We start from the raw sequence: 14,542 nt of genomic DNA, 5'->3' as shown, positions 1-14,542 counted from the left end.
AAATCCGAAGCATCTAAGTTTACAAATATAATAAAAAAGGAGAAAACGATGGCAAAAAAGAACACTATAACGCTCCCAGACGGGACTGTTGTATCACACAAGAAGCCACTCAAAGAGCAGATGTATAAGTACAGATGGTTCTATTTGATGTTCCTTCCTGTATTTATCTTTGTAGTAGTATTCTACTATCTGCCAATGTTCGGTATTGTTTATTCATTCACCGAGTACAAGCTGATTAAAGATCCTGTATGGACGGGATTCAAAAACTTTGAGACTTTGTTTTCAAAGCCAATGTTCTGGCGTGCATTTAAAAATACGCTGTTTTTAAGTATCTCTAAGCTGCTTTTGAATACATTTGCGGCAGTAGTTGTTTCACTGTTATTAAACGAGATTATAAACGTTCATTTTAAGAAGGTTGCACAGACAATTATTTATCTGCCGCATTTCTTATCTTGGGTTGTTACAGCATCTGTTTTTGGCTTGATTCTTTCTCCATCAAGTCAGGGTCTTGTAAACTCTTTCCTTGCTTCAATCGGTGTGGTTGAAAAAGGAAGCGAGATTTATTTCCTTGGAAGCTTAAAGTGGTGGACACCGGCATTCTTTGTTATTAACGTATGGAAGGATACAGGATGGCAGACCATTATCATCATGGCAACACTTGTTGGTATCAGCCAGGAAATTTATGAGGCTGCTGGTATTGATGGTGCAGGACGCTGGAAGAAGATGTGGTACATCACCATGCCGGCACTGGCAAACACGATCATCACTGTTATCATCCTGAACTTGGCAAAGGTTCTTAACTTGTTCGAGTCTGTATTCGTATTACAGAATGATGCTGTTATGGAAAAGGCAGAGGTTATTCAGACATACGTTTACAACCAGACCTTCAACAGCGGCGGTATCCCGAATTACGGTTATACTACAGCGGTAGGTTTATTCAAGTCACTTGTCGGCTGCGTACTCGTACTGATCTGTAACTATATCAGTAAGAAGGTTCGTAACGGACGCGGTATTGTTTAAGGAGGTGGAGAACAAATGAAAGATCATCCAAAGATTAGACTTTTTAATGTAATTAATGGAATCATTTTTATTCTGATCTCCATTATCATGTTGATTCCGATTTATAAGGTATTAGTCGATTCCTTCGACTTAAGTTCTGCTTATGGTATGAGATTGTGGCCGAAGCAGTTTGGTCTGGCTGGATATGAGAGTGTACTGTCAAATCCGACTCTGTATCGTCCACTTCTGATCTCCGTTGGAACAACACTGGCAGGTACCTTCCTTGGTCTGGCACTTTCTACACTTGGTGCATATGTTTTAATTCAGTGGGATATGCCGGGAAGAACATTCTTTGCAAACTTCCTGCTGTTTACCATGATCTTCAACGGTGGTATGATCCCGACTTACTTGGTTATGAAAAACTTGGGTTTAACAAATAACCTGCTCGGCGTTGTACTTCTTCCAGCAATCAATATTTATAACCTTGTTTTGATGAGAAACTTCTTCGAGGGTATTCCGCAGAGCTTGTTTGAGGCAGCAACACTTGATGGATGTACGCCAATGGCAACATTTATCAAGGTTGTACTTCCGCTTTCCAAGGCAGCACTTGCTTCCATCGGTCTGATGTTTGCAGTTGCTTACTGGAATGATTACACCAACTACAAGCTGTACATTACTGATTCTACTCTCTATAACTTCCAGATGAAGTTAAGAAGTATCATGATGGGTAGTGATCTTCCGCAGGCAAACGGCGGTGCAACTGAGAATACCGTAAAGAGTGCGGCAATTATCATTGCAATTTTACCATTCATGATTCTGTATCCGTTCCTGCAGAAATACTTCGTAAAGGGTGTTAACGTAGGTGCTGTAAAGGGTTAAAAACAAATAAAAGGTGCGCTGTTGTCTTCGGATAACAGCGCCGTTTTTGATTAAAAGAGGGTTTGAAGAATAGAACTTAGGAAGGGCTGGCTGTTATGGCAAAGGCAAAAGTAACCGAAAAAAATATTAAGCTGATCCTGCATGGCAGTATTGGAAAGGCAATTCTCGCACTGGCAGTACCTGTTGTGATCAATAGTTTTTTACAGACTATGTATAATCTGACCGATACTTATTGGCTCGGACAGCTTGGAACAAATGAATTAGCAGCAATTAATCTTGTTTCGCCGCTACAGCAAATTGTGGTAAACTTTGGATCGGGACTTACGGTGGCAGGTGCTGTTTTGATTGCACAGCTTATCGGAGCATCAAAAAAAGAAGAGGCAGCCTCCATGGCAAGTCAGATCTTTGTCTGCGCAATGATATTTTCCATCATCTGCGCCGGAGTTATTGCAATTTTTACCCCTACTGTGGTAAACTGGCTTGGAGCAGATGAGCCGACAGCAAAAGTTGCAAATGTGTATCTTAGGCTTGTTATTTTAGATATGCCGTTTTTATACATGGTCAATATTTTTGCAGCGATTAGGCAGGCGCAAGGTGATACAGTATCACCTATGTTTTTAAATCTGACAGGAATTTTACTTAATGTTGTACTTGACCCACTTTTAATGATTGTGATACACTGGGGAGCAGCAGGAGCAGCGCTTGCGACAGTTATTGCTAAGGCAGTTCCAGCAATGATTTCACTTGTCATCTTAAAGAGAGATACAACAGGTGTAAGGATTCGTTTAAAGGGCTTTCGCTTTGAAAAAAGCAAAATGAAGAGTATTCTCACAGTTGGTCTTCCGACTGCAATCGGCGGAAGTACAATGCAGCTTGGCTTTCTTTTAATGAGCAGAAATGTCTATGTGTATGGTACTGGAGCAATGGCAGCATACGGAATTGGCAACAAGGTAAATGGTCTTATCACGCTGCCATCAAATGGTATTGGCTCAGCAGTTGCGACAATTGTTGGTCAAAACATTGGAGCTAATCAGATTGACCGCGCTGAAAAAGGCTATAAGATCGCAAGACGTGTGAGTGTTATTTTTTTGTTTGTTGGAGGACTGATTCTATCGCGTCCATTTTTATCAGAGGCGATAGTAGGGTTGTTTTCAACAGATGAAGAAGTAATAGCTATGGCTGCAGATTTTCTTAGCATCATGGCGTTATGGTGCTTTACAAATGGTGTTTATAATTCCACAAGCGGTCTCTTTCAGGGAAGCGGTCATACGGAAGTTACGATGGCAGTTGATGCAACGAGGCTGTGGGTATTTCGATTCGCAACACTTTATGTATGCGAGCATTGGCTTCATATGGGAGTTCGAAGCATCTGGTATAGCGTCGTTGTCAGCAATGCACTGTCATCTGTGATTTTGTATGTGGTATACCGCACGGGGCTTTGGAAGAAAAAGCGCGTGTAATTACATTAATCTTACGGAAAGGAAGAATCATAGGATGAGCTATAGACTTGCCATATTTGATTTAGATGGAACAATTCTTGATACATTGGAGGATTTAAAGGAGAGCACAAATGCAGCGCTTGCTGCAAATGGGTATCCGGAGCGGACACTTGAAGAGGTGCGTTGTTTTGTTGGAAACGGCATTGGAAAACTCATTGAGCGAGCTGTGCCTAAGGGAACATCAAAGGAAGCGACCAAAAAGACGCTGGAGAGTTTTAAGGTTCACTATGGCATACATTGCGCAGACCACACAAAGCCTTATGATGGAATTATAAAGCTGTTAGAGGATCTACGTAAATGCGGCATCCAGACGGCAGTTGTTTCAAATAAGGCAGACTTTGCCGTGCAGGAGCTTTGCAGTCAGTACTTTCCGAAAGTATTTGATTTTGTCGTTGGTGAGCGAGACGGTATCAGAAGAAAACCTTGCCCGGACAGCGTTTTTGAAGTTCTAAAGACATTGAAAAAGACGGCGGCAGAGGCAGTTTATATTGGCGATTCCGATGTAGATGTAGATACGGCAAAAGAAGCAGGTATGGATGGAATTTTTGTAAACTGGGGATTTCGAGGCAGAGAATTTTTGCTTGAGCATGGCGCAAAATGTGTTGTAGATACGCCGGAAGAGTTAGAGAGGCTGCTTACTGGAAAAGCCTAAGCTAAAAATTCTAAGGGAAAGAAAAGGACTAGAAAAATGGCAGTAACAGCAAAGGACGTTGCAGAAGCATGCGGCGTATCCCGAATTACAGTAAATCGTGCACTGAGCGGAAATGAGAATGTGAAGCCAGAGACGCGAGAGAAAATCTTAAAAAAGGCACAGGAAATGGGATACGTTCCAAATCTTATCGCACGAAGTCTTGTAAATGGAAAAAGTAAAATGATTGGTATTGTGATTTCTGATATAAAAAATCTGTACTTTTCGGAGATTGTCGATGCTATAACACGCCAGGCGAGAGCACGCGGCTATATGGTCTGCACCTGTACACATGATAGTGATTGTCAGGAAGAAAAGCGTCTTATAGAGATGATGAAAGGCTATTGCGTTGACGGTATGATTTTAAACTGTGTTAACAGAGGCGGTGAGTTTAAAGACTGGCTTGATAAGCTGAATATGAAGTATGTGATCCTTGGCTATCAGCTCCTTCCTGAAAGTTATACAGTAGGTGTAAATGAAAATAAGTCTGTAAAGGATGTTGTGCGTTTTTTAAAGGCGCATGGATATAATAAGCAGGTATTTGTTGTTCCTCCTTTGTATGGAGAAGATGGTCGAATTAATATTCCTCATTACCAGAGAGCCTCTGGCTTTCAGGAAGAGGCAAAAAAGCAAGGCTGTGACTATCATATTTTGTATGGAAATGATACGAATGAGCAGGCACTTGAGTTTTTAAAAAAGAATACAGGGGAAAAGCCAGTATTTTTGTGTACAGGAGAAATGTTTGCCATACCAATGCAGAAATTTTTAAAAAAGAATGGATACCGTGCGCCAAAAGATTATGGTCTTATGACATATGACCGATTGATGTATCGCTTTTGGAATGAAGAGGCCATTGCTGCAGTAGATAATCATGTTGATCAGATAGGAACGAGTGTGGCAAATGCTGTTATTGATTTAATTGAAGAAAAAGAAATTCCTATGAATATAGAGGTGCCGTATGATCTTGAAGAGGGCACATCACTTTAAGAGATTAGAGGGGTCTTAATGGCCCTTCTTTTTATTGCATAGAATTTTCTTCGAGACACAGGGGAATATTATTAAAAAAAACGTAAAAATCCTAGAAAACCAGTTGACAAATTGTAAAAAATGATTATAATTGGAACCATAGACAAATGATCACGTGAACATTTTAAAAAAGATGTGCAAAACGCACAAAACACTACAAGTCTGCCCTTTTAAGGTCAGAGTATTATTAAGGAGGATTTTATTTATGAGAAAGCAGGTTTCTTTTGCTCTTGCACTGAGTATGGTTATGACATCTGGAATGGCAACCGTTGCCAATGCAGCAGCTGATGATGGAAAAACGAACGTGGTATTTTGGAACAGCTGGACAGGCGGCGATGGTGATACACTGGAAGCACTTGTAAACAAGTTTAATGAAGAGAGCGATACTGTACACGTAGAGATGACACGTACAACATCCTTCGGTGATATGCTTCAGACCAGCCTTCCAACTGGAGAGGCAGCAGATCTCGTTTTACTGAGTACAAACGAAATTACACGTTACAAGAGTTACCTTCGTTCCATGGATGATATCTGGGAGAATACAGGATTAAAAGAAGAAGATTTCTCACCGGCATATCTGAGCATGTGCTACAATGACGATACACTTTATGCAATACCATTCCAGATCAGCACATATATGATGTACTACAACAAGGATCTGTTTGAGCAGGCAGGAATTGAAGAAGTTCCAACAACATTTGATCAGTGGACAGAGGCAGCAGAGAAGATCAGTGCACTTTCTACCGCCGACAACCCGATTTATGGCTCTGGTTTATTCTATTGCTACAATGGTCAGAATCAGTCTGTAATACAGCGTTTTGGAACAGATTACATGATTACTGGAAATGAAGAGGACGGTTTCGAGGCAAATCTTCTTGACAATCAGGCATTTGCAGATGCCATGATCTGGATGAAGAATCTGTACGACAATGGATATAACCCACAGGAGACCGATATCGACTCTATGATGGCAGCAGGTCAGATTGGTCTTATGACAAACGGTGGATGGCTTAAGGGCACACTTGATGCATCAGGTGTAAATTATGGTATCGCAAGCTTACCGACTGTTACTGGAGAAGATCAGAAGGAATATGCACTTGGCGATATGTCAAGCTTTATGATCACTACATCTGCTACTGATGAGACAGCAAAGGCAGCAGAGGAGTTTATTAACTGGTGGATGACAGGAACCGGTCTTGAAGCATGTGAGACAACACAGGATGTTGATTACAGCAATGTAACACCAAATGCCGAGTGGTCTATTTCAATGTGCTACTTAAATGCATATCTGCCAACTGTTAACAGCAAGGAGTATCAGGCAGTTGATGTTCTTGTTGATTTGACACCAAGTGAGACTGCTCAAGTTCAGATGTTCACAGCACCTGGAACGCTGTTCTATAGCGATGCAGCAAGCTGCCAGGGCGACTATGTAGAAGATTGGGTATTTAATGGACCAACTGATCCGACTTATGATGATGTTCAGGATTTCTTTGCTGATTATCAGGCAGATTTAGAGGATTATATTGCTGACTATTATGATTGATCCGATATAAACGGTACGATTGGGTGACAGGAGGCGTGGGGATGCCGGAATGATCCGGTATCCCCACTTTTTATCAAAATCGGGGAGCGTTGCATCAGAGTTAGAAGGGAGAGCAGTATCATGACCGCAACTGGAAAAAAGAAAAACATATCTATTGAGAAAAGGCGTGAGAGAACAGCATATCTGTTTATAGCACCGGCAGCGATTTTAATAATTGCATTTTGCATTATTCCATTGATTGCATCATTTTATATCAGTACTCAGAAGATGGGTGTTGATTTATCAGCTGCCGAGTTTATTGGATTCGATAATTATAAAAAGATTGTCGGTGACAGACGTTTCTGGCAGAGCGTTGGCATTACATTAAAATATACCGTAGCAGAGATTCCGCTGCAGATGATAATAGGTGTTGTGCTGTCTGCGCTTTTGGCAAAGAATACACGTAAGAATAAGATTTTTAGAAGTATCTATTTTCTTCCAGTTATTGCATCGGCAGTAACAGTAGGTGTTACATGGCAGCTTGTTCTTCATTCAAATATTGGTATTTTCACATATTGGTTAAAGCTTCTTGGATTTTCTGATATCAATTTGCTTAATAATGCGAGTTCTGCTATTTTTGTAGTAGTATTTGTTGCGATCTGGAAGACTTTTGGTATTTCAACGATTATTCTTGTGGCAGCAATTCAGAATATCCCAGAGTCCCTATATGAAGCATCCGCAATTGACGGAGCAGGAAAACTAAGCCAGTTTTTCCATGTTACTCTGCCAGGCATTATGCCATCCTTCTGGTTTTTGCTTATGACACGTATTATTGGCTCTTTGCAGATGTTCGATATCGTGTACACATTGACGGGCGGAGGTCCAAGCCGTTCTACCACCACACTTGTTGTTTATATCTATGATACAGCGTTCAAGTCATTGGATAAGACTGGATATGCAACAGCGATGAGTGAGGTTTTGTTTGGTTTTATCATGATTATTACTGTTATCATGTATACCATTATGAACAAGACATCAGATGACTAAGATAATAAAACTTGGAAAGGCATGGTAGAAAAGATGAAAAATCAGGAATTAATTACAAATAAAAAGCCGCTTGATTTACAGATAAAAAACGGCATTAAATATTTTCCAGTCTTTGTTGTCCTGTGTGTATTTGCATTTTTGCTGTTGGCACCGCTTGTTTGGATGTGTCTTGGCTCATTCAAGAGTGATGCAGAGGTTATGCAATATCCGCCGAAGTTTTTTCCACAGGCAAACCATTTGCTTGAAAACTGGAAAACAGTCATGACAAGAATTGATTTTCTGACATTGACAAAAAATACAGTCATCTATGCAGTGGGCTGTACAATCCCTTCTATGTTTATCAATGCATTAGCTGGATATGCATTTGCACGTTTTAATTTTAAGGGGAAAAATTTATTATTTCTTCTGTTTTTGGCAACGATGATGATTCCATTTCAGGTAATCATGGTTCCGTTGTATTTGGAAGTTTATTATTTAAAGTGGCTCAATACCTACTGGGGTCTGATTATTCCAAAGGTTGCATCAGCATATTGGATATTCCTGTGCAGAGCAGCATTTCAGGAGCTTCCTAAGGAGCTTGAGGATGCGGCACGTATTGACGGACTTGGAGAGTTTGGCATTTTCTGGAAGATTATGCTGCCTCTTGTAAAGCCAACAATGATCACAATGCTTCTTCTTGGAATTAATAACTGCTGGAATGACCTGCTTTGGCCATTGATTGTGGCAAATGCATCCACGATGCGTACATTGTCAAATGGTCTGGCTATTTTTATAGGAGATCGTACTTCTGAGTATAGTTTGGCATTCACTGCGGCAGCTGTATCAATGCTTCCAATGCTTGTTCTTTACATCTTTGGACAAAAATATTTCGTTGCCGGACAGGTTTCTTCCGGAATTAAGGGATAATGACAAAAACAACATTTGAGAGAGGGAGACAAGATGGCATATTTACTTGCATATACGAAAAAAGGAGAAGGGTGCTACCCGGATTTTAATTACCCTGGACATGTTGGATATAATTGTGACTGGGAGCAGGCGATGCATCTGGCACTCAGCGAGGATGGAAAGAATTTTACACCACTTCGAAATAATACAGGCATCTTATTTGCAAAGGCATCTTTTGAGGAAGATGAGTTTGTCGGAGTTACAAAGACGTTAGTGGATCCTTGGATCTGCTGCGGAGAAGATGGTATATTTTATGTGCTGGCTGTTAGACGCAATCAAAATGCACCAGATTCAAAACATATTGGCCGCATGATGGTCTTTACATCAACAGATCTTGTTCATTACAGTGAGCCTGTTTTTGTGAAGCTGTCCGAAGAAGAAATTCGCAGACCACGCTGCCGATACGATAAAGAGCGTGCATCCTATTATGTGGAATGGGAGACAGCGTCAGGAAGATTTTGTGCATGCACAAAAGATTTGAAAAAAATAGAAAAAACTGAAAGTTGTACACAAACGCAATTTAACTTACAGCAGGAATTGCCACAGCATATAGACGGTTTTGGCACAGAAGACTGTGTGCTTGGAAATGTGATCGCAATTACGAAGGAGCAGGAACAAGTTTTAAGAGAATATTTTGACGAGATTTGCTATGTAAAGACAAAACCCATTCAGGTAAGCTGGCCTGTTGGAAAATCTATCAATTCTTTATTAGGCAGCAGCCCAAAGGCAGTATGTGTCTACAGTGATGGTTCAACACATGAAAAGATGGTTGAGTGGGACGAGGAAGCACTTTGCAGGGTAGATGTGAATAAGCCAGGAAGCTGGAAAATTCCAGGAAAAATCAAGCAGAAACGTTGGAAATTTCCGATACCGCTTAGATTTCTCCCAGATGAGCTTGTTGAATTTAATGGAATGTCTGATCCGTGCGTGACTGAATATCATGGAAAATATTACCTTTCGTCCTCAGGCACACATCACATTCAGCTTCGCATTGCAGATACAATAGAAGGAACCTTTGATGCTGAACCGACCGTCATCTATCGTATTCCATTGAAAAATGGTCTTAACTTTGTTGGAACATGGGCAGCAGAGCTTCATGAGATTGATGGTGTGTTATATCTATTTACTTCTCTCTGTGAGAATGCACAGTGGATTCATGTAAAATCAGTTATTCTTCGCTGTAATGGTGATCCAGCAGATCCTAATTCATGGGAAGCACCTAGAAAGTGTGTTAAGATAGATGGCTCCGATCTGACCGAGGGTGGCATTTCACTTGATATGACATGGTTTCGTGATAATGGAAGAGATTATGTGATGTGGTCTGATCGTAAGATTCACTACGGTGCAGACGATGAACATTTTGAGGCAGGAACAGCTGACGTTTATATCGCAACAGTTGATCCGAAAAAGCCATGGCAGCTGACAAGCGAGCCGCATTGTGTTGTGCGCCCAATGTATGGCTGGGATCGCTATGAGACGCCAGTAGACGAAGGTCCATATTTGCTTCGCCGCGGCGATGATCTTTTTGTAACAATTTCTGGATCTTCTACTAGCATGGGTGATCTGTATGATGTTGGTTTGCTTCATGCAAAGAGCGGCACAGATTTGCTGCAGGAAGAAAACTGGACATGGCTTAGCTACCCGCTTTTGACAAAAGAAAGTGTGCCGGGTGAATATGGACCAGGCCACAACAATTTTGTTAAAGATCCAGACACAGGAGATGATTTGATGATTTATCATGCTATTCCACATGATGAAAACGACAAAACACTATTTCGTCAGCCAGGAATTAGGCGTGTGCACTGGGCAAAGAATGGACTGCCATATCTTGAGATGACACCAGAGCGTGATCTGCCAGAAGGCAGCGAAAATGTAGTCATGGAACTTGTGATTGAGTAAGGGGGGAATGCTGTGATTAAGTAAATGATGCGCGCTCACGTTTAAGCTCATCATGCAGCTGACGCAAAGTCCACTTTCGATTAGTAGGCGTAAGAATTGCCTTTAAATCGATTTGGACTTTGCGGCTTTTTAATTCGAAAAGCATACGATTTAAGTGTTTTTCGCTTAGGTCACAGAAAATAAGGATGCTGTCAGAGGGCAGTTGGTTATCGGCAATTAAAGGAGAAATAGAGGCAGAGGAAGTGCTATTAACAGAGCTAATTTTTCCATTAACGATATTATCTAACGTTTCATTGTAGATAGAAGCATCTGCCTTAATCACTCGTATCTTCATATTAGAAGCGAGACGTTCAATTTCTCTTGTATTTTCAATTTGAAAGCAAATTAATTTTTCCATAAATATTGTAGAAGTCCTTTCATATAAATTTGGCAGTCTGATTCTAGTTGTAGAGTCAGGCTTTTTCTTTTAGGAATCTGGCGCGGGAATCCTCGGCCATTCAATGACCGAGATGAAAGCGCCGCTTGCTTTTATCATACCATAAATCTGCCGAAGGCGTGAAGCTTTTTTTAGGTACTCCCCACGCAAGGGGGGGGTAATCCTAATTAAAATTTATTTTACCATCATTTTTGAAGTTGTCCCCATACAAGTGGGGATAACTTTTTTTGTTACTAAGATAAAATGGTGGCGCCAAAAATGTTAATCCCCATGGCATCACAAAAACCACTTGACAAATACCCTGTAGGGGTATATAGTAAAGTTACTCCAACAAAGTACCCCATGGGGGTATATAAAAATATAGGGAGGGTTTTATGTGTATGGAATATAATGAACAGTCTGTCTGTCCCCACTGTAAGCACACACAGCGAGATGAGGATCAAAAAAAGCTTCTCCAAAATCGCTTGCGCAGAATTGAAGGTCAGGTACGCGGTTTGCAGTCGATGTTAGAGCAGGACGCTTATTGCAACGACATTTTGATTCAGTCAGCTGCAGTCAGCGCTGCGCTTAGCGCTTTTAACCGTGAGCTTTTGGAAAATCACATCCGCCATTGTGTGGCAAGAGACATCCGTGAGGGTAAGGATGAGGTCATCGATGAGCTGATGGGGACACTCAAAAAATTAATGAAGTAGTGCTAGTTGGGAATTTAAGAACTAGTACTACAAAAGAAAGGGGCATGTTTATGGAACAATACAATGTGACAGGCATGAGCTGTGCTGCCTGCAGCAGCAGAGTTGAAAAAGCCGTCTCAAAGGTACCAGGCGTAAGCACTTGTTCCGTCAGTCTATTGACAAACTCAATGGGAGTTGAGGGCAGCGCCAGTCCAGACAGCATTATTGCGGCGGTTGAGGCGGCTGGATATGGAGCATCGTTAAAGGGTGCTTCTGACACAAGAAATGCATCGGTAAATCATGCGGCAGAGGAGGATGCATTAAAGGATAAGGAAACACCAGTATTAAAGAAACGTCTGATCGCGTCAATTGGTTTTCTGGCAGTTTTGATGTATTTTTCAATGGGGCATATGATGTGGGGATGGCCGCTTCCATCATGGTTTGAAGGAAATCATGTTGCGATGGGACTTTTGCAGATGATTTTAGCAGCAATCGTTATGGTCATTAATCAGAAGTTTTTTATCAGCGGCTTTAAGAGCTTATGGCATCGTGCACCAAACATGGATACACTTGTTGCACTTGGTTCAATGGCATCATTTGTATGGAGTGTCATTGCACTGTTTTTGATGACAGATGCGCAGCTTCATGGAGATATGGAAGGTGTAATGCGCTACATGGACGAGTTCTATTTTGAATCAGCTGCCATGATTCTTACACTGATCACAGTCGGAAAGATGCTTGAAGCGCGCTCAAAGGGAAAGACAACAGATGCCCTAAAGAGTCTGATGAAGCTTGCACCAAAGCAGGCTACACTGATCATAGATGGAAAAGAAAACGTTGTGCCGATTGAACAGGTAAAAAAAGGTGATATTTTTGCAGTTCGTCCGGGAGAAAGCATTCCAGTGGATGGCATTGTCACTGAGGGAAATAGTGCTGTCAATGAGGCTGCATTGACAGGAGAAAGTATTCCTGTAGATAAAGCACCTGGCGATCTTGTATCAGCAGCGACAATTAACCAGTCTGGTTATCTTCGCTGTGAGGCATCACGTGTAGGTGATGATACGACGCTCTCTCAGATCATCAAGATGGTCAGCGATGCGGCAGCAACAAAGGCACCAATCGCAAAAGTGGCAGACAAGGTTTCAGGTGTATTTGTACCAGTTGTTATCAGCATTTCACTTGTGACTCTTCTTGTCTGGCTGCTTCTTGGAAAGGACTTTGCATATGCGCTGGCAAGAGGCATTTCTGTATTAGTAATTAGCTGTCCATGTGCGCTTGGCCTTGCGACTCCTGTTGCGATCATGGTTGGAAACGGACTCGGTGCGAAAAACGGAATCTTGTTCAAGACAGCAGTATCACTTGAGGAAACCGGGAAGATCCAGATTGTTGCGCTTGATAAGACAGGAACCATTACAAATGGAACACCGAAGGTAACTGATATTGTTCCGGCAGATGGCATTTCACAAGATGAGCTGCTTCGCCTTGCGTTTGCATTAGAGGCAAAGAGTGAGCATCCGCTTGCAAAGGCAATTGTTGAGGAAGGAAAAAGTAAGGGTCTTGATACTGCTTCATTGCAGGCAGATAATTTTACTGCTCTTGTGGGAAATGGACTCGAGGGAACGATAGAAGGTTCTCATCTGCTTGGCGGAAGTGTATCGTTTATCTCTGGTAGAGTAACCATATCAAAGGCTGACAGACAAAGGGCTGCTTTGCTTGCTGAGAGTGGAAAGACACCTCTTTTATTCGCGAGGGATAAGAAGTTTTTGGGAATCATTGCTGTAGCTGATACGATCAAGGAGGATAGCCCGAAAGCCATCCGTGAGCTTCAAAATATGGGTATCCGCGTTGTTATGCTGACTGGCGATAATGAGCGCACAGCCCGTGCGATTGGTGCACAGGCTGGTGTAGACGAGGTAATCGCAGGAGTTCTCCCAGAAGGAAAAGAGCAGGTGATTCGTGCTCTTAAAGAAAAGGGAAAGACAGCAATGGTAGGTGATGGCATCAACGATGCACCGGCACTGACACGCGCCGATATAGGAATTGCAATAGGAGCAGGTGCAGATGTCGCAATTGATGCAGCCGATGTTGTGCTGATGAAGAGTAACTTAACTGATGTGGCAGCAGCAGTTCGCTTAAGCCGTGCATCACTTCGCAATATTCACGAGAACCTCTTCTGGGCATTTATATACAATATCATCGGAATCCCGCTTGCAGCAGGTGTGTATGCGCACTGGGGACTGCTATTAAATCCGATGTTTGGTGCAGCAGCAATGAGTCTTTCAAGCTTTTGCGTTGTATCAAATGCACTGCGGCTTAATTTCTGCCGTCTGCATGACGCAAGTCATGACAGAAAAAGAAAAAAACATATAATTGAAGGCTGCCTGATCGAAAAGAAAGAAACACCAGATGAATTTTCAGGTGCAATAGATGGGCAGGGAAAGGAAGAAAAAACTATGACAAAGACAATGAAAATCGAAGGAATGATGTGTGGACACTGCGAGAAGCGTGTAAAGAAAGTACTTGAGGCAATTGATGGTGTAGAAAGCGCAGAAGTCAGCTACGAGGCAGGCACAGCAGTTGTGACATTAAGCAGTGATGTAGCAGACGATGTACTCAAAAAGGCCGTTGAGGATCAGGATTATACTGTAAAAGGAATTGAATGAACCATTGGGGACAGGTAAAATGGCTTTTTTACTGTCCCTGTGGCTTAGTTCACAAAATCTTCACAAAAAATTAGCACTCAACTCTTGACATTGCTAACAATACGTGCTATAGTACAGCTAGAACAAAAGAGAGGGGTACAGAGAGAACAAAAGGAACAAAAAAGTTGAATGTTCCAGGTTCTCCAAGGAACTTCCAATCTGGAGTTTGGAAACAGCAAAGCTGCGGATGAAAAATAAACTGGAAAAATAATGATGAGTGATTTGAAAG

12 protein-coding genes are annotated in these 14,542 nt (G+C 41.7%); 11 read left to right on the top strand and 1 reads right to left on the bottom strand.

What is annotated here, in order from left to right; genetic code table 11:
* Positions 1–48 precede the first annotated feature (48 nt).
* The 9 genes from LKD48_RS05440 to LKD48_RS05400 all read left to right on the top strand — a co-directional run bounded on the left by LKD48_RS05440 (position 49) and on the right by LKD48_RS05400 (position 10,504).
* Complete coding sequence (locus LKD48_RS05440; RefSeq protein WP_118613153.1) at positions 49–1,020, top strand: ABC transporter permease; 972 nt, start codon at positions 49–51, stop codon at positions 1,018–1,020.
* A gap of 15 nt (positions 1,021–1,035) precedes the next feature.
* On the top strand, positions 1,036–1,878 hold the full coding sequence (locus LKD48_RS05435; protein ID WP_118613154.1) for a carbohydrate ABC transporter permease: 843 nt from the start codon (positions 1,036–1,038) through the stop codon (positions 1,876–1,878).
* Positions 1,879–1,973: 95 nt separating this feature from the next.
* Positions 1,974–3,338, top strand: coding sequence for an MATE family efflux transporter (locus tag LKD48_RS05430; RefSeq protein ID WP_308731448.1), 1,365 nt, complete (start codon positions 1,974–1,976; stop codon positions 3,336–3,338).
* Positions 3,339–3,372: 34 nt separating this feature from the next.
* A complete protein-coding gene (locus LKD48_RS05425) occupies positions 3,373–4,029 on the top strand; it encodes an HAD family hydrolase (RefSeq protein WP_308731447.1) in 657 nt (218 codons plus the stop codon).
* A gap of 36 nt (positions 4,030–4,065) precedes the next feature.
* A complete protein-coding gene (locus LKD48_RS05420; protein ID WP_308731446.1) occupies positions 4,066–5,052 on the top strand; it encodes a LacI family DNA-binding transcriptional regulator in 987 nt (328 codons plus the stop codon).
* 244 nt (positions 5,053–5,296) lie between these two features.
* Positions 5,297–6,634 carry an ABC transporter substrate-binding protein gene (locus LKD48_RS05415; RefSeq protein ID WP_227102147.1) on the top strand — a complete coding sequence of 446 codons (1,338 nt, stop codon included), beginning with the start codon at positions 5,297–5,299 and terminating at the stop codon, positions 6,632–6,634.
* A gap of 120 nt (positions 6,635–6,754) precedes the next feature.
* Entirely contained in the window at positions 6,755–7,660 is a 906-nt protein-coding gene (locus LKD48_RS05410; protein ID WP_227102148.1) for a carbohydrate ABC transporter permease, read from the top strand.
* A gap of 21 nt (positions 7,661–7,681) precedes the next feature.
* Positions 7,682–8,566 (top strand): carbohydrate ABC transporter permease, encoded by an 885-nt coding sequence (locus tag LKD48_RS05405; RefSeq protein ID WP_308731445.1) that lies wholly within the window; start codon positions 7,682–7,684, stop codon positions 8,564–8,566.
* A 33-nt stretch (positions 8,567–8,599) separates the two neighbouring features.
* Positions 8,600–10,504: a family 43 glycosylhydrolase gene (locus LKD48_RS05400; RefSeq protein ID WP_308731444.1), complete on the top strand. Its 1,905-nt coding sequence runs from the start codon at positions 8,600–8,602 to the stop codon at positions 10,502–10,504.
* A 16-nt stretch (positions 10,505–10,520) separates the two neighbouring features.
* Here the strand turns inward: LKD48_RS05400 and LKD48_RS05395 are convergent, their stop codons facing one another.
* Entirely contained in the window at positions 10,521–10,901 is a 381-nt protein-coding gene (locus LKD48_RS05395) for a DUF3783 domain-containing protein (protein WP_262538374.1), read from the bottom strand.
* A gap of 419 nt (positions 10,902–11,320) precedes the next feature.
* On the opposite strand from LKD48_RS05395, the gene LKD48_RS05390 reads away from it, so the two are divergent.
* Positions 11,321–11,632, top strand: coding sequence for a metal-sensing transcriptional repressor (locus LKD48_RS05390; protein ID WP_227102152.1), 312 nt, complete (start codon positions 11,321–11,323; stop codon positions 11,630–11,632).
* Between the two features lie 50 nt (positions 11,633–11,682).
* Entirely contained in the window at positions 11,683–14,274 is a 2,592-nt protein-coding gene (locus LKD48_RS05385) for a heavy metal translocating P-type ATPase (protein WP_308731443.1), read from the top strand.
* Positions 14,275–14,542: the final 268 nt, after the last annotated feature.

The organism is Anthropogastromicrobium aceti (assembly GCF_020687335.1).
Classification (GTDB): Bacteria; Bacillota; Clostridia; order Lachnospirales; family Lachnospiraceae; genus Anthropogastromicrobium; species Anthropogastromicrobium aceti.
The sequence above is the reverse complement of the archived record's forward strand: the minus strand, read 5'-3'. Positions and strand labels throughout refer to the sequence as shown.